Genomic DNA, 21,023 nt, shown 5'->3' with positions numbered 1-21,023 from the left:
CCGCCAGGCTCCCAATTAACGTGAAAAACCCAGCCTTGTGCTGGGTTTTTTGCATTTTATCTCTCGGTAAAATGTCTTTCGAACCGGCTACGACGTCCTAAATTGCTCCTACAATTTAGTGCTTAGAGGTGTTTGCGAGCATATATTGCCTGAAGATTGGTTTATTTCCATGGAGATTTTCGCTGCCTAAATCCAGCTGTATATCATCCTGAATATTTGATAATCACTGCATTCAACTATACAAAATACTTCTATAAACAAGTTGCGAAACCTGCATTGGTGGATTATTCTTGGCGAATATTTTTTAACCGCAAGGATCGAAGATGAAAAAGTTAATTATTTCTAGCTTGTTAACTGTAGCGATGGCAGGAAGCGCGCATGCAGCTGAAGGTGTTATGGGAACCGGTCTGTCATTAGAAACTGCTATTGTGGCTAGTACAGTTGCAGTTGTTGGTGGCGCACAGTTTACTGGTAGTGACGAACAAACTTCTATGGATGTTCAGCGTAGAGTGTGTAATGCCGGAGACGCCTTAGACGGTAACATTTGCGTGAACACACAGGTAACTACTACCGTAACGGTCAGTGGTACTGGTACTGTTTCAATCCCAGTAACAGTTATCAGCACGTATCCAGCGACCGTAGTTACATTACACTAATTTTATTTTCTCGTTTAAGGGCCGCTAGCTAGCGGCCTTTTTTATTAGTAGAACTTTTATGCGTTTTGTATATAGCTCATTATTTACCGTATGTATTTTAGTTGTAAGTGGGTGCTCAAATACCTATCGAATCTTCAAAGATTCGTTTCAATTGGCGCTTAAAGAATATGAGCCTGTCCAATTAACCTGGGAACAAATTGGTGCTTCGTCAGAGGATTTAGTGCTTGTCGAAGATGCCAATAAGCAAATTTTATTGAGCACAATTTTTGAAGATAACGATAAATTAGTTGTAGCTACAGAAGATCGACAGCGCATGATTGTTTTTGACCGTTGGCGAATTATCAAAACCTATGGCACTCGGCCAGAATTACTATATTTGTTACCTTTAACACCGGATCCGTTGCCTACATTTAATGATGCTCAAGAATATATTGCGCATTTACATTGGAAAGATGATTCCAGGACGGAAATATCCTCGAACTTGCAGGCTCCTTATCAGGCAACCATCGAAATCAATAAGGAAAACTTTTGTGTTAAGGTGGTAAAAGAAGTTATTACCGAACGAGCATTCATTGAAGATAGAAATTCCAATTCTACGTACTCTAATATCTATCGTTTTGATTGTCAGAGACATGTGTTGTTGCAAGCTGAAATAAACTTTCGTGGCACAGAGAACGCGTTGAAATTTACGTTTTTAAGTAAATTATTCAGGGAATTAAGCAATGAACAATAATGTTCTCCGTGTGGTAATTTTTTTTAGTTTCTTATTAATTTCTAACGTGCTGAGCGCATTTGACCGAATTTCTGTGCCAATTACATTGAATAACCCAGTGCCGGTCAAACATATATCTAATCAATATATGGAGTTCACCAATTGGTATTGGCCCTCATCTATGTTGTATGCAGATTCTGACCGCACAATTGAGAAGACAAGAGAATCGTTATTAACTTTACTTTACAACTATGCTGAAACGTTAGACTCTCAGGATAGTCAAGTTGTTTTATCAATTATAGATTCAGTGAAACAATGGCAATTGGTCAGAAGACTCCCGGTTATATTCGACCCGTTTATCAATATTCTAAACAGAGAGACTAACCCTTATTTACCAGCAGGTCGTTTTTGGCTATCTGTTCCGACAGAACAACCAACTATTTTGGTTGTTGGGTGGTCAGGGACGGAACGCATGATTGAACCAAAATTACATGAAGACGTTATTTCGGTGCTTGCCCAGTACGCAGATACATTCTCATTAGCTGATGAAAGTTTGGTGTGGCGCATTGATTCGCGTGGACTTGTATCGAAACTGGGAGTTGGCTACTGGAATCCCCATTCTCAACAGGCCATGCCGGGGGATATCTTGTATGTGCCTTTAAAGGAACGAATGTTTAGCGATATAGAAAAGACAATCAATGAACTTATGGTCGAGTTATTGAAAAACAGGGTTGTAAAATGAAGTATCGATTGGTCGCTAGCCTGACCTTTTTAAGTGGTTTGCATGCTAGTAATCTGTACGCACAAACAGAAGATTATGTAGATAGCAATCTGTACTCACAGACAGTATTTGGTGGTACAGGTTTGATACAAACTCCTACATCTAGGATGGCTCCAGAAGGTAGCATTTCACTCAATTATTCTGACAATGATCAGTATCGATTTTGGTCGGTTAGTTTGCAATTGTTTCCCTGGATGGAATCGACCGTACGTTATACTGATGTCAGAAATTTGCTATATAGCCAGTCTGAAGCGTTTAGTGGCGATCAAACCTGGAAGGATAAAGGTATTGATGTCAAATTCAGGCTGTTGGAAGAAAATTATTGGTTACCAGAATTTTCTGTAGGGTTTAAGGATATTGGTGGTACAGGTGTTTTTAGCAGTGAATACCTCACGCTCAGCAAGCGCTGGGGCGATTTTGATTTACATCTTGGATTAGGATTTGGATATTTAGGTCAAAATGACAATGCGGTTAATCCTTTCTGCCAATTGGCAGATAGATTTTGTACTCGCCCCATCGGCTTTTCAGGAGTTGGTGGGAAGGTAGAGTTCGACAAATTTTTTTCAGGGCAGGCCGCGTGGTTTGGCGGATTGGAATATCAGTCTCCGTGGCGACCATTACGATTTAGTGTAGAGTACGACCCTAATCATTATCAAAATGATAGAGCCCCAGATTTAACTCAGGATAGTCGTTGGAATATTGCCGCCAATTATCGCTGGAAAGGTTTTGATTTTGCACTGCGTTTCGAGCGTGGAAATACCGTTACGTTTGGTTTCAGTTATCAGACCAATTTTAATACATTGACTACTCCGAAAGTTAAGCCGTTACCTAAAGAGGTTAATCGTTACAATGAGATTGCCAGTTTCGATGAGGTTGATGAAAATACATTACTTCTTGAGTTAAATAACAATGCGGGTTTCCCAGTCAGGAGTACTCAATTCTATTCAGATACATATGCGATTTTTGGAACGCAGTTAGATTATCGCGATCCAGATGAAAGTATTGAACGAATTGGCCGTGTGCTAGCCAGTCAACTGCCTGATAACGTTAAAAAATATCAAGTCGTTGAACTTGCTGGCGCTGTGCCGCTGATAACCACAGAGATTGATGCGGGCAAATTTAAACAAGCCGCTGGCGGTGAAACTTTTGCCTTTACGTTAAATGACACGTATGAACGAAAGGGAGTAGACGATGGACTATCTCATCGCTACTCACCAGCGTATCGTTCTGGACTAGGGGGAAGTGTTGAAACTTTCTTTATTCAGACGTTTGGTAATCCGGAAGCGTTTTATCTTTACCAGGCAGGCGTGTTAATCCAGGGGGTTTACTCGTTAAATTCAAAATTTAATGTCATCGGTACAGCCAAAGCAACCCTGCTGGAGAATTTTGACAAGTTTAATTACACGCTAGATACAATGCCAACTCCATTGCCCAGAGTGAGAACAAATATGCGTGAATATGTGACCCGCAGTACAGTCACGTTGGAAAATTTATTTGGTCATTCATTTTTTCGTATGGATGAGAATTCGTTTGGGCAGGTCTATGCGGGGTATTTAGAGTCTATGTACGCGGGCGTGGGTGCTGAGTGGCTTTATCGTCCCGTTGATGCAAATTGGTCATTCGGTGTAGATCTTAATTATGTCACTCAGCGTTCTTACGAAAGTGAGTTTGAGTTGTTTGACTACAAAGCGTTTACTGGTCATGTAAATGTGACCTATGAGCCTACTCTGGATATGTTAAGTAATACGCGTATATCAATTAAAGCCGGCCAATTTCTAGCCAAGGATAAAGGTGTTCAGGTTGAGTTTGCAAAACGCTTTGATAGTGGCATCGTCGTTGGAGCATATGCTGCATTTACAAACGTATCGGCAGAAGAATATGGGGAAGGCAGTTTTACTAAAGGCTTTTATATAACGGTACCTGTGGACCTATTTGTTTTCAGACCGGCGACAGGTAAAGCAAAATTCCCGTGGATCCCTATTGCAAGGGATGGGGGGCAGATTTTACAGCGACCTGTTCAGTTATTGGATCTGACTGAAAAGCGATCGCGTTTTATGAACTGATACTCAGGCCACCATCCGGTGGCCTTTTTTATTCGTCTATTTTGCTGCAGACGCGGTATTGGAAAGCTAACCCGGATAGTTGAAGAGCTACTCAACTGTGTAGCGTTCGAATGTCTCAAATTTTTGGGTCTGATACAGGTTGTTCAAATGCTTAATCAGTTGCATTCGGTATGGTGAAACTTTACTGATTGCCAGATGTGTTGGCACTTTCATCAGTGTTTGGGTGCGGGTGTCATCCGGAAAATAAGCGCGCAATGCTTTGGCAGGCGATTCATATGACAACAGATAGTCAGTTCGTTGCCGCGTAAACATGCTAATCGCATCAATGCTGGTTGGCAGGTCAACAAAGATAAAGTCTTGGTTAGTAAGATTGGTACGATAGCCGTGGTAATCAAAGCCACGGATCGCTGCGACAGTTCCCGGCGTATCGAATCCCTGATGCCCGTATAGATTGAGCGTTAGGTAGCGGTACGCAGGGTCGACAAACTCAACAAAGTCTTTTACCGCGGGTGTGGATTTAATATTGATAGTTAAGTCTACTTCGCCGTGCTCAATCATCTTGAAGATTCTTGCGGGTGGCGCACACTCTGTGTGTACGATGAAAGGCGTGAGTAACTCGCGGACTTTCTTAATCGCGTTGCCTTCACATTCACCGGTGTCGGGATTAATAACTACTTCTGGAGGAAAGACGAGTACGCCGAGCGTGACTGTCGGTGGACTTTGTTCTGATGCAAGCCACAGAGAGGCGGCGATAACAGCTGATAGCATGCATGCTCCTGCGAAACAGTGCTCAATGGGTTAAGACTACGCGCCTTAGCCGCAAATGAAAACCTTTCGCAGAAATCGCATGGTTAGGGGTGTAAAGTCACCTGCAGAGATTCGGTGTTGCCATCGAAAGTCAGGGTTTTTATATCGCCGATGCCTTCAATGTTGACGGTATTAACCTGAGTGGTCCAGATCTCACGCAACGCATTGTTACGGATATCCAGGCTGGTTATCGCCTCATCGATGGGTGTTTCCTGATAAACCCACAGAAACTTGCCTTCGATTTCATAGCCGACCAGATTCAGTGGTATCAGTGTTTCCTGGTTGCTGATGAAAAATCGCTGTTCAACATAATGGGCAAACAGCGCCTGAGCATCCTGATCGGAAATGAGATCCGCATTGGTTTTGAATAGTTGCTTGAGGGCATGTTCGGCATCGTGGATGTAAAACCGATGCATAATTTCAACGTTGCCAGAACGCTGATTAAACAGCATCTTAGTTAACGCCGATTTTAGCTGGTGTGCGCTGGCGCCAGCACTGAGTGCTAACGCCAGGCCTACCACTAAGCCGTTAAACAGCTTACGCATTACTGTTTATCTTCCTCTTTATCCGCGTCCTTTTTATCGTCATCGGATTTGAGTTTGGCTTTACTATCCTGCATTAAGTCGCGGCCAACCAGGCTGCTGGACTTGCTGGATTTATACGTCTCAATGCGCGATGGGATAATGCGGCGCGGGTAGTAGTTGTTTTCTACGTCCACGTCAGCCGTTTCCCAGTGCGGATCGACCAGTACGCTCTGCAATACTTTGCCTTTATCAGTCACAATCAGCTTGCTGACGTTTTTGCTGTTGCGGCGCCAAATCTCGGCTGGAATATACATTTCCTCTTTGCTGCCGTCTTCGAAGGTCAGCTGCAAAATAATTGGCATAACCAAACCGCCGAGGTTGCTGAAATCCAGAACATAGTAGTTCTTGTCTTCACGTACCGCACGCTCCAGTGCATCACGCTCCCAGTCTTTCAGACCTTTTAGGTAGCTGTTGTACTTGTTTCGTTCTTTATTCGTTACCGTCCAGCGATCATTTTCGTCGTAGAAGTCGCGCACATCCGGGTTTTTCTCTACCCAAAGTTGCTTACCTTCTTCTTTGTTACGCAGATCGGTCAGTGACAGTGGCTTGTCCAACTCTTCCTGACGCAAACGTGGATAATCGATATCTGGATTTTCGGTATCTAAACGCAATTGATATACGCGATCTAATGAAATATCCACATGGTCAGTGGTGTAGAACCAGCCACGCCAGAACCAGTCAAGATCGACGCCGGATGCTTCTTCCATGGTGCGGAAAAAATCTGCTGGCGTAGGGCGCTTATATTTCCAGCGATTCGCATACTCTTTGAATGCGAAATCGAATAGTTCACGACCCAGAATTGTCTCACGCAGAATGTTCAGTGCAGCAGCTGGCTTGGTATAGGCGTTCGGGCCTAAATGCAGCACGCTGTCCGATTGAGTCATGATGGGTACCTGAGAGCTGGATTTCATATAGCCAGTAATATCACGTGGCTCTACGCCCCAAGGAATGGTTGGATCCCATTCACGACCGGCAACACCATCCAGAAAGCTGTTCAGACCTTCATCCATCCAGGTCCACTGACGTTCGTCAGAGTTGACCACCATTGGGAAGTAGATGTGACCGATTTCATGAATGACCACGCCAAGCAGGAAACGTTTTTCGCTAAGCGAGTAAGTACGGGTGCCGTCATCCTGCAATTCAGTGCGTGGGCCATTAAAGGTAATCATCGGATATTCCATTCCGCCAACCGGGCCGTTAACTGACTGGGCGACAGGGTATGGATAATCAAATGAGAAACGAGAATAGACTTCCAGCGTGTGTACGACGGCCTCGGTGGAGTACTTTTTCCATAAGTCGCCACCTTCTTTCGGATAGAAAGACATGGCCATGACTAATGGCTGGTCTTTACCACCTTGCTTGTAGCCTTTGGCATCCCACATAAATTTGCGTGATGAAGCCCAGGCAAAGTCGCGAACTTTGTCAGCTTTAAAGCGCCAGGTTTTAGTTTTGCTGGTGCCTTCTTTTTCGTTTTCCAGTGCCTCTTCTTCTGTCACGATAAATACCGGACGTTTAGCACTTTCCGCTTCTTTCAAACGTTTACGCTGCTCTGCGGTCAGCACATCTTTTGCATTTTGCAGGGCGCCTGTCGCGGATACGATGTGATCAGCCGGAACGGTAATCTCTACGTCATAGTTACCGAATTCCAGAGTGAACTCACCACGACCCAAGAATTCTTTGTTGGTCCAGCCTTCGTAGTCTGTATAGGCCGCCAGACGAGGGAACCATTGTGCCAGCAGGAAAATATCGTTGCCGTTTTCACCTTCGTCTTTGAAGTGCTCATAACCGGCGCGGGCCGAGACGGCATCTTCTTCAACGATGTTAAAGGCGAAATTGATATTCAGATCAGTGGATTTACCCGGCTTCAGTGGCTCCGCCAGATCGATACGCATCAGGGTGCCAACAATCACATAATGCAATTTATTGCCGTTACCATCGGTGACTTTCTGAATGTCGTAACCGACTTCATGATCATCAATCCAATGTTGACGACGCAGCGCGGCTAAACTGATTTTAGCCGGATCGCTGCCACCGGCTTTCTGACCACCCGGGCCACGATTGCCCAAGCCACCGAAGTCCTCGGTCATGGCAGACATGGAGTCAGCGCGGAATTTATTCTGATCCAACTGAATCCACAGGAAGCGCAAGCTATCAGGTGAATTGTTTTTATAGGCAATTGACTGGCTGGCCTGTAGACGACGTTTCTGTTCGTCCAGTGCCACCTTGATTTTGTAGTCTACCTGTTGTTGCCAGTATGCATGGCCGGGTTCACCGCCTGCAGTGCGGTATACGTTAGCGGTTGGCAGGCTCTCATCCAATTGGCGGAATTTATCTTCAAAATCCCCTTTGGTTTGCTTGATAGCTGCGCTCGCGCTTAACGCAGTGACAGCACATATTGCGGCTGTAAGTCTGACTGCTGTTAGCTTCATGTGTTCGCCTTGTTGTTTGTGAAATTTTTAATCGCCCGATGATATTAAATTTCTCGCGTCACGTCCTGTCACTTGTCGCAGTTATACGTCGCTTTGGAGATTGAAATGTTTTATCCAAGTTTCTGATTTCATTGTCGATACTCCGAGAGGAATAATAAGAAATATAAAGGATATTTATGATCAAAATTCGCTTGGCAAGTAGCGTAGTGTTAGGGCTCCTTTGGGCTTCTTCAGCAGTACATGCCTATCAATTCAATCCTCCCAATTATTCAGGGAATTTCCGCTATCTGGATGCCAACGCTTTACACTGTGAAGTCTCATACGGCATCAGCACGCAACGTTGCGGCGAAATAAATTCACGCCAGCAATTGGCGTCCTGCGCGCAGCTGGGAAATGGCACACTTGAATCGCCTTGGTGTTCAGTTCAGCAGGCTGCAGAATTTGCGCAGCCAGGAGAAATTGTGCTTATTGCCCCGGGAAAATACCTTACGCCCGGCGGTACCCATGGCCTGTCCCGTTTTTCGACTAATGCGGATAAGGATAATCCTATTGTATTTAGGCACGCCGAATTTGATCCGCAATCGCCTCAGATACCTGCTGTACCCGTTACCATTACGCCGTTCGTTGCAACCAGTGATTGGCAAAGTCTGTATGAAGATGAGCGAACCTTAGTCTGTGAACATCAAGGAATAAGCGGCGACGATACAAGTTTTAACGGTGTAACAACTAATATGCGTGGCATAGATGACGTCATGCCGATGATGCGCTTGTTTGGTGAAGGTTGTGGTGTTGTTAATAGCCCGGCAGGTGTGGATGCTTTGTTAGCGTTGGATCTGGCTGATCCCGTGCGCGTCAATTCAGCAGGATACTACGTGCAGGTTTGGCACAATGGAGACGCGGGTTCTGTTGGCGAATGCCCAGCTTCACAAGGTAGCGGCTCAGGCAGTACATTGGTAAGAGTTGAAAAAACTGCGCAAATTCAATCTTGCGCAGATGTATCGCTGGCTGTTACGGGTGTCGGTCATACGATTCATTTACGTTCCACCGGCAATGTATGTGGTGATCTGGCGCAATTGATGGAGGAAGAAGGCTTTTCGCCGGAGCAAATTGGTTTCAATGATAGTGAGTCAGACTACCTGGTGTTTGAAGGCCTGGCTATTGAAGCAGCCCAGTATGGAATGACCATTGAAACCGATCATATAGCCTTGCGATATTCCTCCATCTTCGGTAGCTACAAAGATGCAGTGAAAGGGGTTGGTCCTGAACCCTGGGATCAGCGCGCACCGAATGCATGTGCCCGGACAAGCCAAATTAATCAGGCTGGCTCTATGAATGCCAGATTTACAGACTTGGTGAATTTCTGTCAAAGCGGTACTGCACCAACGGTTGGCCAGTTAATTCTGCCACCTGGTTGCGATGAGGGCGTCATAGATGTCGCTGCTTTGGATCCACAATACTTTTTCTGGCAAAGCGGTGATGAATCGGTTGATCGCTTGCACATGCAACAGGCATCCGATTCGACCGGTGATGAATATTGCGTCGCAGACGATTGTATCTTTGAACCGGCCCAGTCTATGCAAAAGTATTGTGCAGAGATTGTTGGTCGGCACGCCCTGGACGCCATGGGGGGGACTTTACCGATTCCGGATCTGTGTAACGATTTTTATTATTTTAATGCCCAACAGGTGCTGATAGAGCACAACGACATTCGCTACTTCGGTGAGGAAGGAGTCGATATTACCGGCGGAGATGACTGGTTGGTGCGTGGCAATACGATTCACGATAGCGTAATCACTCATGGTGTCGGTCAATTGCCTTCAGGCGTGATGAGTAAGAATGCGTCCTGGCGTAATCGTATTGAAGATAATCTGCTGTTTAATGTCCATCACAGTGAAAACGGCATTTTCTCCTTAGGTGGCGCGCCAGCGAAAGCAAACGGAGCACTCGATTTAATTGTGCAAAATAACGCCGTGGTGAGTGTGTCTGGTCAGGTAATAGTGCATTTGCCAGGGTGTGAACATTGCCTGGTGGCAAACAACCTATTTGCTGATATGCGCATAGGAGAAGAGGGTCAGCGCAGCGGAGGTTTTGCTCATGTTGGTGGGCATCGTAAAAATTGTGTCACAGCAGCGGGAGATTTGCTTCCTTGTGCGGCTGAAAAGCGCAGTGCAGCCTATGCGGGTAACAGTAACAGTATGGTGAACAACCTGATCGAAGGCATTAAATGGCGTGATATGGATAGCTTCCGTTTGCTCAGTGTTGGTGGATATCAACTCGATGAAGAACAAGGTTATCTGTATAACGGTGCTGCTGGATTATGTATCGGTGGCAATAATGCCGTGGGGGGAGATAGTGTTGTTAAGGAGGTGAGCCATGTCTCAGAGGCGTCTTTACCTGAGTTAGCGTGCTCGTTAAACACTGGCAGTGAATCACAGGGCATTAGTTTCGCGGATGAACGTATGCAGTCTTGTATGTCCGAACTGACGGCAGATATCACCCAAACGGCACCTCGCAGTTTAGCTGACTGTTTACGAGCAGAAGAGGGTCATACGGCTGGGAACAAGATCGGGCTGAATGCCGTCTCAACCTTCGCTCATTTGGCGATTTCCAGTCCGTTTGAAAAGGTTATGCAGGTGGGGAGATGCTTAACCGGCGGACAAGTATGTACGTCAGATGTGCAATGCCCCGAATCGGCATGTGGGGTGGACATGAATTATCTGGATAAGTGCACCCTAGGACCGAATACCACCAATAGTGATATTGATTCCAGTTGTACTTTAGCGTCGGTTGAAACCTTATTTGCATCCGGCAGTGTGGTGTATCAAAACCCAATGTTAAGTTGGCAAGGTAAATACACCGATAAAACCTATCGGGTGTTGCTCTATCGTTTCCATCCGGACGGTGGGGTAAACAATAAACATTGGTATGAGTTGTTGGATAATAGGCTTACCGATGCTCAAAGCGTCTGTGATGAAAACTGGCTGTGTGGTGTGATGCCTCCCGAAGAGTTGGGCGTCGGTACATATACGTGGAAGGTGCGCCGTGAGTCTGATTATGGCTGGGGTGACTGGACACTGACTCACGTATTTTATATTCGCTAATGAAAATCGCGGGATGTAGCGTGTAACTGAGCCAGTAATGCGCTTTTATCCTGCAACTGTCCGGCGATGACGTGGACAACTCCGCCATCGCCGCGTTCCAGAATGCCTTTGATAAAGAGTATGCGGGCTTTAAGCAACGCCTGTTTTTGCGCCCGCGCCACCGCCAGCCATACCACCACATTCACGTTGCCTGTGTCGTCTTCCAATGTCACAAAGGTAACACCACTGGCGGTGCCCGGGCTTTGACGCCCGCTTACTATACCGCACACGCTCACCACACTTTTATGTGCCACGCTGGTTAGTTCGCCAGCGGTGATAAATTTGGGCAATAATCCGGCGTCGCGCAACAGGCGAACCGGGTGCTGGTGCAGGGTAAGGCCGGTACTGTTGATATCTTCAATCAGGGTGTCCCACTGATTGGGTTGATGGGGCAGCGGGCTGTGATGAGCTGGTAAGTCGGCCAACAGCGGCAGGCTGGGCTCCTGATCCATCAGTGTCCAGCGGGTGGCAAAGCGATCGCCGCTTAAGCTCGCCAGGGCATTGGCACTGGCCAGGGCCTCGAGCTGCTGGCGGTTTAGCCCCAATGCCTGAATCTGGCGGATATGCTGATAACCGGTAGATGGGCGCTGCCTTTCAATCAGCTCGGCGCTGCTGGCATGCAACCCTTTGATTTGTGTTAAACCGAGGCGAATCGCCCAACGTTGCTGGTGGAAACACATGGCGTGCTCGTACCCAGAGTGATTGATACATACCGGCAGGATGGTTATGCCATGACGGCGGGCATCCTGTACCAGTTGTGAGGGGGAGTAAAAGCCCATCGGCCAGCTATTTAGCAACGCACAATAAAACGCGGCCGGATAGTAATGTTTCAGCCAGGCGGATACATAAGCCAGTACGGCAAATGAGGCGGAATGGGATTCCGGGAAGCCATATTCGCCAAAACCGAGGATTTGATTAAAGATGCGCTCGGCAAAGTCAGCGTTGTATCCGCGCTGACGCATGCCTTCTGTCAGCTTGGTTTTAAATTGCAGTAGCTTGCCATTTTTCTTCCAGCTGGCCATCGCCCGGCGTAGCTGATCGGCCTCACCGCCGCTAAAGCCGGCAGCGACCATCGCCAGTTGAATGACCTGCTCCTGAAATATGGGCACGCCCATGGTACGCGCCAGCACACTTTTCACTTCTTCCGAAGGATATTCCACCGCTTCATGGCCTTCCCGGCGACGTAGGAACGGATGCACCATGTCACCCTGAATCGGACCGGGCCGTACAATGGCAATCTGAATGACTAAATCATAGTAACTGGCCGGTTTTAAACGCGGCAGCATGCTCATTTGTGCCCGTGATTCAATCTGAAAAACGCCGACGGTATCGGCGCGCTGTACCATTTGATACACCTGCCGGTCATCGCCCAAACGGGTAATATCGGCCAGCTGCCAGTAGTGCCCATAATGTCGCTCGATAAGTTGCAGGGCACGGCGAATGGCACTGAGCATACCCAACGCGAGGATGTCGACTTTGAGCAATTGCAGGCTTTCCAAATCGTCTTTATCCCATTGGATTACCGTGCGCTGCGGCATCGCGGCATTTTCTACCGGTACCAGTTCATATAGTGGGCCGGCGGAAATCACAAAGCCCCCCACATGCTGAGACAAATGGCGGGGAAAACCGATGATTTCGCTGACCAGTTGAATAAAACGCTGTCCCTGCGGGCTGCTGGGATCTAAGCCTAAACCGGCAATTTGTGCCTGCCATGGCTGCGCACGATCGCGGCGGTTCACATTTTTAATGAAAAATTCCAGTTCGGTGAGATTAATTCCCAGTGCCTTACCCACTTCCCGCACCGCACTTTTAAAGCGATAGCAGATCACGGTGGCTGCCAGTGCGGTACGCTCACGGCCATATTTTTGATAGATATACTGGATGATTTCTTCGCGACGTTGATGCTCAAAGTCCACATCAATATCCGGTGGCTCATCCCGCTCCTTGGAGATAAACCGTTCAAACAATACGTTGATTTGACGGGGATCGACGGCGGTGATCTCCAAGCAATAACACACCACCGAATTGGCTGCCGAGCCGCGGCCCTGATATAAAATGTCGCGCTGTTTGGCAAACTGCACGATGTCATAGATGGTCAGAAAGAAATACTCGTACTGTTGTTCGCCAATCAGTTGCAGCTCTTTTTCGATAATGGCGCGGATAGGCGCGTCGGGCTCGCCACCAAAGCGACGTAAAATACCCAGTTCAACCAGTTCACGCAGGTACTCACTCGCGGTTTTACCCTGAGGAACCAGCTCTGCCGGATACTGATAACGTAATTCACTGAGCTGAAACTGACAGCGCGTTGCAATCATCAGGGTTTGCGCAATCCAGTCGGGCGGAAATAACTTATGTACTTTGCTCACCGGACGCAGGCTGCGTTCGCCATTGGGCAGCAGTTTTCGACCCATTGCATGTACTGGCATGCCTGCGCCGATGGCGCTTAGCACATGCTGTAACGGCAGGCGTTGGTTATGATGCATCAATACCGCACCACAGCAGGTTACAGGGAGATGGTGTTGCTCGGCCAAATGCCGGCAGTAGTTCAGATAACGCTGGTCATGGGTGGATAAATGCCGCTGCACCGCCAGCCAGCAACGTTCGCCATGATGTTTGGTGAGCCAGCGTGCCCATTGATGGTCACTGTCCTGCATGATGGGCAACCATAGCACCAGGCAGTGCTTAATGGTTTTTAAATCCCATTCAGTAAGTTGGTACTCACCTTTTTTACACCGCCTTCTGGCATTGGTGATGATGCGGCATAGCTCGGCATAGGCCTGTCGATTAGGACACAGCAGCACGATCTGTAATTCACTCAGCTGAAAATAACTGCCCACGATCAGCTGAATATCTAACTGATTTTGTTTTATCTCGGTATAAGCACGTACCACACCAGCTACCGAGCATTCGTCGGTAATGGCCAGCGCCCGGTAGCCATGAAAATAGGCCTGGCGCACCAATTCCTCGGGGTGTGAGGCGCCCTGTAAAAAAGAAAAGTTACTCTGACAGAACAGCTCGGCATAGGCCATCAGGCAAAATACCCCTGTAAGAACCAACGCTGATCAGCCTGGCGGTAGATCCAGCACCAGCGGCCATCTGGGCTACGGGCAATAAAATAGTCGCGTAATATGGGCTGCTCATCCCACCATCCGCTACAGATCCGCTCCGGGCCATACATTACCTGCACTTTGTCTGTCAGAGGTTGCGGCTTGGGTAATAACAATATGGGGCGCTGACTATGCAATTGCGCTGGTAAGTCGGCCTGTTGCAGGGCGGGTAGATAGGTACAGGCGCGCTCCGGGCGAAAATCGTCCGCCACAGCCGGGCTGGACACCGCTTCCCGACCTAATTTGGCTTGCAATAGTGACAGTAGCTGCAGGGGACGCATCACGCCCTGACGACCATCGAATAGATCACTCACTTCACTGCCTTTAGAGGTGATGTGCAGGGCCTTCAGTTTGAGATCGGTGACAGGTGCAGTGAGCTGAATATTTTCCAGCCGTAAAGCAGTGAGTTTTTGCCATGTGGCGGCCAGATAATCCCCCTGTGCACTATGTACTGACAGGATGACCGGGGCGTTATCCCGTTGTATCAGTTGCAGTTCCAGCTCGGTACAATAGCAGTCGCGCCAGCGTAAGAACTGCTCTAACTGAGTGAACAGGTGTTGCAGTGGTCTTTGTAAATACTGGGTCTGCTCAATTTCATACAGCAACGGCAGTTGTTGCTCAAAGCGTGCTGGTGGCAGGTAAAAAGTTTGTGGATGTTGCAGTTCACCACGCAGACGGCCAATATAGTTCACCAGATCAATATCGAAACGCCTGGCGATATCTGCCAGTGGCAACCTTATTAAATCTTGCAGGGTACGTATGCCGACCCGCGCCAGTTTTTCCTGCTGTTTTGCCGTGAGTTCACTGCGGCTTAACGGATACTCATACAAAATCTGCATTGCTTGCTGTTTATCAGCGCATAACTGGTTGTGCGCGTTTATCGCCAACATACGTGCAGCCAGTGGCGAAGGTCCGCTGGCATAGTGGTAGTGAATGTTCAGTCGGGCCAATTGCTGCTCGATAGCCAGCCAGTAATTATCCAGCCCCTGATACATCATCAGCATCGGATGCACCCGTAACAGTAAGCCTTGGGGCGGATATAAGCTGATATCTGAAGTGGATAAATACAGCCAGCTGGCGATTTCCTGCAGCGCCTGTTGTTCCTGTTCGTTGTTGTAGGCTATTACCTGAATATCCTGATGTAACAAGGCGGCTGTGGCGAGCCCCATACCCACTTCGATACCGTGCTGACTGGCTTGCTCGTTGCGTTGCACAATCTGGTGCTGGCGGGGATCGACGATGGCGACAGCTTGCGAGTTATCGGTGACAAACAGTTTATCCAGCTGCAATTGATAAAAATGCAGATAAAGCCACAACTGAGTCATAGATGCCGCCGCGTTAACCAGCCTTTTGCTGATGAAGTCGCACCACGTTATTGGCAGGTTGCGGCATACACAATTGTGGCCAGTGGCGCTGCATATTAACCATGGTTTGCCGGCCGCTGCGCTGCCCGCGCTGTTTGTGCACGGTTACGCCAATTCCTTGTGGTTGTGCCTGTAACTGCAAGCTCAATTGCAGAGGGAGTGCGTTGAGCAAGGCGGATGACTGACGCAGAATAAACTGCACTGCCTGACCTTGCTGGGCAGCGAGCTGCAAGCGTTTCAGTTGTGGGATCTCCAGCGCGTCATGCCAGAGCAAGGCGGCATAGCAACAACCGCTTTTTAAACACTGTTCGGCACTCCATAAAGCCTGCTGGCTGGTGGCTGGCTGAATAAGTAAAATCTGGCTTAGATCCAGGCCACAGGCGGCCAATGGTTCGCCATTTAGCTGATAGGGTGGGGCAATCAGTGCCAGTAAGCGTTGCTGTTGCTGCTGACGTTGCTGTAAGGCTGGCAACAGCAGGCGTAGCTCGCCGATACCGCAATCGCTTTGCAGTAACACCACGCCATCGTTAGGCCAGCCGCCATGCAGTAACTCATCTAATGGCTCAAAACCACTGTGCCAGTGATGCTTTTGATCATCGCTGGATTGATGTCCCTGCCAGATTAACCGGCGGTTTTTTAAATGCATTAATATGCTGTTCATATATACAGTATATTGTGGTTGTGCACAGATGCAATCAGGTGCGTTTACAAAATCCATTTGATTGATTTAACTAGCAGAAAAATAAAAGTTTTTTGTATGACTGTGTACACTGTAGGCAAGCAAGAAAAGAGTAGATGAAATGCAATACTGGTTATTTAAATCTGAACCCGATGTGTTTGGTATCAATGATTTGGCCAAGGCACCAGAGCAAACCGCCAGTTGGGAAGGGGTGCGTAATTATCAGGCACGAAACTTCCTGCGCGATGAGGTGCAGGTCGGAGATAAGGTGTTTATTTACCACAGTAGCTGCAAGCAGATTGGTATTGCCGGGATTGCTGAGGTGGTGAAAAGCGGGTATCCGGATCCTACCCAATTCAATCCTGAGTCAGATTATTATGATCCGAAAGCCAGCGCAGATAACCCGCGCTGGTTTATGGTTGATGTGAAATTCGTGAGTAAATTCAATCGGGTATTGAGCCTGGATAAGATTAAAAGCCTGCCCGGTATTGAGCAACTTGGGGTCGTGAAAAAAGGCCACCGCTTATCGATAATGCCGGTGGTCGCGCAGGAATGGCAGTTGTTGTGTGACGCAGCTAACTAGCCTGCGCCTGCGCCGGTATGTGGGCCTTAAAGCGGCTGAGTTTGACACAGACGCTAATAAACGCCGGCACCTGATTTAATTGCCAGGCCGAGACCACATCCGCCGATTGCTTTTGCACAAATAACTGCAGGCTGCTGAGATTGGCCTGCTGTTTTTTGCCAATTAACTGCAATGCCTGCGAAACCGGTAACTGTTTCTCGGTGCATAACACCACCACATCACATAAGTGGCTGAGCAAAAAGTCCAGTGTGTGATATTCATGCTCACTCAACACCCCACGTAACTGCGTTTGCGAGAGCTGACTGAGCAGTTGGTTTTGTAGTTCTGTCATGCTGGCCCGTAATACCCGCAGCGATTCTTTGCTGGCGTGGCGGGTATGACTGATATGCCCCTGCAATAACGCATTCTCACGCTGCAAGGTTTGCGTGCGTTGATAGAACACCAGGCCAAACACCACACTCATGGCCAATAATGCAGATAACAGAACCATATCAGTCCGCCATCAGGCTTTGTGCTGGCGGATAAATTTATCCACCTGACGGCGCAACTCATCCAGCGGAATCGAACCATGTGCCAGTACCGCATCATGGAAAGCGCGTAAGTCGAATTTGTCGCCTAGTTCGGCTTCGGCTTTACGGCGTAATTCCTTGATGGTGATTTCACCCATCTTGTAAGACAGCGCCTGTGCCGGCCAGGAAATATAGCGGTCGACCTCAGTACGAATGTTGTGTTCCGACAAGGCGGTATTTTCCAGCATGTAATCCAGTGCCTGCTGACGGCTCCAGCCCATCATATGCATACCGGTATCTACTACCAGGCGACAGGCTCGCCACATTTCATAGCTCAGGCGGCCAAATTCATCATAGGCTGACTCATAGAAGCCGACTTCCTTGCCCAGATATTCAGAATACAGACCCCAGCCTTCGCCAAAGGCAGAGATATAACTGTAACGACGAATCGGCGGCAATCCGTCCATTTCACGGGCTAAGGAGGTCTGTAAATGGTGGCCAGGTACCGCTTCGTGCAGAGTTAGCGCAGGCAGTGCATATAGCGGGCGTTTGTCCAGCGCATAGGTATTCACCCAGTAGTAACCAGGCTCATCATCGCGGCTGGGATCAATATAGCGGCCAGTCGTGTACTTGGGGGCAATGCTGTCGGGTACCGGCGCAACACCATATGGGGTACGCGGCAGTTTATAAAATAACTTAGGCAAACGGGCATCGATGCGCTTGGATAAATAGGCGGCATAGCGCATCAGCTCATCAGCACTTTTGGCATAGAACTGCGGATCGGTGCGTAAAAATGCGATGAAGGCGTTGATATCTCCATCGAAGTTCAGGCTGTCCAATACCGTCTGCATTTCACCACGAATGCGTTTGACTTCATTTAAGCCAATCTGGTGAATGGCCTCTGCGTCCAGATCCGTAGTGGTGTAGTGCTTGATACGGTTTTGATAATAGGCCTTACCCTCTGGCCAATTGGCGGCTGCAATATCTTGCTTGGCGGCCGGGTAATACTGTGTGGTGAAAAAGTCGTAATACTGCTGATAGGCCGGCATGACCTGCTGTTTAATCACGTTTTGCGCCTGCTCACGCAGCTGCTGTGCGGTGTCGGCAGGAAACTTATCCAGTGAAATAAACGGCTGATAGAACACACTGTCTTTTGCATCGGTGTGCACGAAGGCACTGATGCTGTCTTCATAGCCCGCCAGAACCGCCTGTGGCTGGGTCATGCCCGCCGCGATACCTTGTTTCATCCAGTCAATGTTTTGCTGAATAAAACGCGGGATGTGGGTCAGGCGTGTCAGATAGTGGCGGTAATCTTCCACCGTATGCAGTGGGCTGCTTGACGGTAAAAATGCCAGTTCATTATGAAAGCCGTATTCCGAGGTCAGCGGGACGAAATGCGCGTGAAAACGGTATTCATCAATGGCATTGTTCAGTTCACGTAACTGGATGGTTTTACTGATACGCTCGTCTTCACTCAGCATATTGTCATCCACCTGCAGCAGACGAGCCCGTAAAGTCAGTCTGGCCTCGTACTGGCTTTGTAATGTGGCTGCCGACAGATCACGTAACTTGTCTTCAAACCCTTTCACCCCGTGGCGGGTCGCATTGATAGGGTCAGTGCGAAGTTCAAATTGCCAGATATCATCCAGTAATTGTTCAAAGGCAGGGTTGGCATGGGCTTGAGCCAGCAAGAATAGACTGGCACACAGGGTTATTATTTTTTTCATCTCAACTCCTTTGGTCTTTGGCAGGGCAGCGCCTGCGCCATCTTATCCCTTGGGTGTATAAATCGGAGTAGGAAATGCGGTGACCTTATCACTTAATACGCTGATTTTGGCCGTGCCTTGCTTTTCCACTTCATCGATTCGCAACACATTATGCATGGGGATATAGGTGCGGGTGACATTGGCGAACTCATCTTTGAGTTTTTCGTGACTGGGGTCAAGCACTAAGGATGTATGGGTGTCCCACACAAAATCACCGATTTCTATAAAACCAAACAGACTGGCTTGGCTCAGATCACGCACATACAGCTCGTAACGTTCGCCGTTGCTGATAAATTGGATTTTAAACAGGGGTTTGTTTTTGGCAGACATACAACAACATAAATGAACTAAAACACGCACATTTTACCTGAATCTCTGCACGGGTCATCAGGTGTTGTTAAAAGAGACTTAATGGGCAAATAAGGTGTTTTTTAATGCCGAGGGTTTAGTGCCAGGTAAGGGCTCTCGCCACAAGGCAGAAAGCGCTTTACGCGCCTGCTCGCCAAAGTCGGGGCGCAGGGTAAACAAATTATGCTTTTCCAGAATTTGTACTGAATTGGTGGCCGGATAACACATCAGCCACAGACCCTGTAGCATGGCATAACTACGTACCATCAGGTTGGCGGCTTCACGCTCAGAAAGTTCCGGGATCACCCCTGCCAGAGCATACGCGGATTTCAATAAGGCTTTATGCAAGCGGGTTTTATGCGCGGTCAGCACTTCATCACAGGTGTTTGGCTCAATCATACTGCGGCTAATGGCAGTTAATTGCAGAAATTCCGGGCGCAACTCTACAAAAGAACAAATGTGCTCGATGATGTTGTTGCGGTTAGAGTCGGGCAGGCTGAGCGCAAGCTCCAGAGTGGCAAACCACTCCATATAGATTTTTTCCAGCAAACCAAGGAAGACTTCTTCTTTGCTGCGGAAATACAGATAAAGCGTACCTTTGGCGATATTGGCCTGTTTACTGATTTGCGAAACGGTGGGCAATTGACCGGCTTCGATATCAAACAGCGTTTGCGCAGCATTGAGGATAGACAGGCGTCTGGCGTGTTTTTCGTCATCATGTCGGGCACGTTTGAACGGCATAGATCACCTTCCGATTGGGTCGCTGCTAGTCGATTATGCCTTAAAACAACGTCCGATTTAAACTAGCTTGTTTAAAATTTATCCACGTTGTAATGGCCCGAGTAACGAACGAGTGGCGATTTGTAGCTCATCTGCACCAGCAGACAAAATGCCATTCACGGCAAACCCTTGCACGTAGCTGGTTAACTGCAGAGCGCTGCTTTCAATTTGAATACTACTTACCACTTCATCATGTTGCAGGGCTTTTTCTAAACAACCGATAAAACTGATTTGCAGACGATCCAAATAATGTCTTCCCATTTCACGGATCTCGGCATCATCAAAGCCCAGTTCGGTAATCGCATTGATTAGCAAACAGCCACGTCCGCGCACCAATAACACGTAATGGTCGAAGAACCCCTGGATTGACTGCAGCCCCTGATTATTGTCCAGATGCGCCATAATCGGCGCCAGGTGGGTATTTTGGTAATGCTGCAATACCTGATAGAAAAACTTTTGCTTACTACTAAACTCCAGATAAAAGCCGCGGCGATTAAAACCGGTGCGGGCGATGAGCTCATCCATGATGGCGCCGTGATAGCCATGCTCAAGAAATACCTCGATGGCCTGAGTGAGAACTTCCTGAAGATCGTAAAGCGCCTTACGCGGCATGCCAAACCTATAGCTAAGAACAAATGTTCTCAAAGGTTAGCCGCTTGATTGGTCAAGTCAAGCTGGTACTGAGCGAATAATTTGATTAATGTGCCAGCCTTTG

17 protein-coding genes are annotated in these 21,023 nt (G+C 48.0%); 6 read left to right on the top strand and 11 right to left on the bottom strand.

The features are described from left to right. Nucleotides 1-323 precede the first annotated feature (323 nt). Genes TK45_RS14515 through TK45_RS14500 form a run of 4 tightly spaced genes read left to right on the top strand, consistent with a single transcriptional unit; the run spans nt 324 to nt 4,212 of the window. Entirely contained in the window at nt 324-656 is a 333-nt protein-coding gene (locus TK45_RS14515; RefSeq protein ID WP_131259570.1) for a hypothetical protein, read from the top strand. Nucleotides 657-714: 58 nt separating this feature from the next. Then, a complete protein-coding gene (locus TK45_RS14510; RefSeq protein ID WP_131259569.1) occupies nt 715-1,389 on the top strand; it encodes a YjbF family lipoprotein in 675 nt (224 codons plus the stop codon). Next, a complete protein-coding gene (locus tag TK45_RS14505) occupies nt 1,379-2,110 on the top strand; it encodes a capsule biosynthesis GfcC family protein (protein WP_131259568.1) in 732 nt (243 codons plus the stop codon). Before TK45_RS14510 ends, TK45_RS14505 begins: the two co-directional genes overlap by 11 nt. After that, nucleotides 2,107-4,212: a YjbH domain-containing protein gene (locus TK45_RS14500; RefSeq protein ID WP_131259567.1), complete on the top strand. Its 2,106-nt coding sequence runs from the start codon at nt 2,107-2,109 to the stop codon at nt 4,210-4,212. Before TK45_RS14505 ends, TK45_RS14500 begins: the two co-directional genes overlap by 4 nt. Nucleotides 4,213-4,299: 87 nt before the next feature. Here the strand turns inward: TK45_RS14500 and TK45_RS14495 are convergent, their stop codons facing one another. The 3 genes from TK45_RS14495 to TK45_RS14485 form a co-directional block, all read right to left on the bottom strand. Further along, entirely contained in the window at nt 4,300-4,980 is a 681-nt protein-coding gene (locus TK45_RS14495; RefSeq protein WP_131259566.1) for a hypothetical protein, read from the bottom strand. 83 nt (nt 4,981-5,063) lie between these two features. Then, nucleotides 5,064-5,564, bottom strand: coding sequence for a DUF6702 family protein (locus TK45_RS14490; RefSeq protein WP_254426635.1), 501 nt, complete (start codon nt 5,562-5,564; stop codon nt 5,064-5,066). Continuing rightward, on the bottom strand, nt 5,564-8,032 hold the full coding sequence (locus TK45_RS14485; protein WP_131259565.1) for a M1 family metallopeptidase: 2,469 nt from the start codon (nt 8,030-8,032) through the stop codon (nt 5,564-5,566). Before TK45_RS14485 ends, TK45_RS14490 begins: the two co-directional genes overlap by 1 nt. Before the next feature lie 176 nt (nt 8,033-8,208). Here TK45_RS14485 and TK45_RS14480 point away from each other — a divergent pair, with 176 nt between their 5' ends. Beyond that, on the top strand, nt 8,209-11,133 hold the full coding sequence (locus tag TK45_RS14480; RefSeq protein ID WP_131259564.1) for a right-handed parallel beta-helix repeat-containing protein: 2,925 nt from the start codon (nt 8,209-8,211) through the stop codon (nt 11,131-11,133). Here TK45_RS14480 and TK45_RS14475 read toward each other — a convergent pair. The 3 genes from TK45_RS14475 to imuA are packed head-to-tail and all read right to left on the bottom strand — an operon-like array spanning nt 11,130 to nt 16,289. Further along, nucleotides 11,130-14,201, bottom strand: a complete 3,072-nt coding sequence (locus TK45_RS14475) for an error-prone DNA polymerase (protein WP_131259563.1) — start codon at nt 14,199-14,201, stop codon at nt 11,130-11,132. The two genes, TK45_RS14480 and TK45_RS14475, sit on opposite strands and share 4 nt — an antisense overlap. Next, nucleotides 14,201-15,604 (bottom strand): DNA polymerase Y family protein, encoded by a 1,404-nt coding sequence (locus TK45_RS14470; protein ID WP_131259562.1) that lies wholly within the window; start codon nt 15,602-15,604, stop codon nt 14,201-14,203. The genes TK45_RS14475 and TK45_RS14470 overlap by 1 nt, the downstream gene beginning before the upstream one ends. A gap of 13 nt (nt 15,605-15,617) precedes the next feature. After that, nucleotides 15,618-16,289: a translesion DNA synthesis-associated protein ImuA gene (gene imuA, locus TK45_RS14465; protein WP_254426634.1), complete on the bottom strand. Its 672-nt coding sequence runs from the start codon at nt 16,287-16,289 to the stop codon at nt 15,618-15,620. A gap of 154 nt (nt 16,290-16,443) precedes the next feature. Here imuA and TK45_RS14460 point away from each other — a divergent pair, with 154 nt between their 5' ends. Next, a complete protein-coding gene (locus tag TK45_RS14460; protein WP_131259560.1) occupies nt 16,444-16,905 on the top strand; it encodes an EVE domain-containing protein in 462 nt (153 codons plus the stop codon). Here the strand turns inward: TK45_RS14460 and TK45_RS14455 are convergent. The 5 genes from TK45_RS14455 to TK45_RS14435 all read right to left on the bottom strand — a co-directional run bounded on the left by TK45_RS14455 (nt 16,898) and on the right by TK45_RS14435 (nt 20,920). Further along, entirely contained in the window at nt 16,898-17,395 is a 498-nt protein-coding gene (locus TK45_RS14455) for a hypothetical protein (RefSeq protein WP_131259559.1), read from the bottom strand. The genes TK45_RS14460 and TK45_RS14455 overlap by 8 nt on opposite strands. A gap of 12 nt (nt 17,396-17,407) precedes the next feature. Continuing rightward, entirely contained in the window at nt 17,408-19,141 is a 1,734-nt protein-coding gene (locus tag TK45_RS14450; RefSeq protein ID WP_131259558.1) for a DUF885 family protein, read from the bottom strand. 42 nt (nt 19,142-19,183) lie between these two features. Next, a complete protein-coding gene (locus TK45_RS14445) occupies nt 19,184-19,510 on the bottom strand; it encodes a DUF1820 family protein (RefSeq protein ID WP_131259557.1) in 327 nt (108 codons plus the stop codon). A 78-nt stretch (nt 19,511-19,588) separates the two neighbouring features. Continuing rightward, nucleotides 19,589-20,269: a TetR family transcriptional regulator gene (locus TK45_RS14440; RefSeq protein ID WP_131259556.1), complete on the bottom strand. Its 681-nt coding sequence runs from the start codon at nt 20,267-20,269 to the stop codon at nt 19,589-19,591. Nucleotides 20,270-20,347: 78 nt separating this feature from the next. Continuing rightward, nucleotides 20,348-20,920 carry a TetR/AcrR family transcriptional regulator gene (locus TK45_RS14435; RefSeq protein ID WP_131259555.1) on the bottom strand — a complete coding sequence of 191 codons (573 nt, stop codon included), beginning with the start codon at nt 20,918-20,920 and terminating at the stop codon, nt 20,348-20,350. Nucleotides 20,921-21,023 lie beyond the last annotated feature (103 nt).

Origin of the sequence: Bowmanella sp. JS7-9 (assembly GCF_004329715.1) — a bacterium.
Lineage (GTDB): Bacteria > Pseudomonadota > Gammaproteobacteria > Enterobacterales > Alteromonadaceae > Pseudobowmanella > Pseudobowmanella zhangzhouensis.
This window is presented reverse-complemented; position numbering and strand designations above follow the sequence as displayed.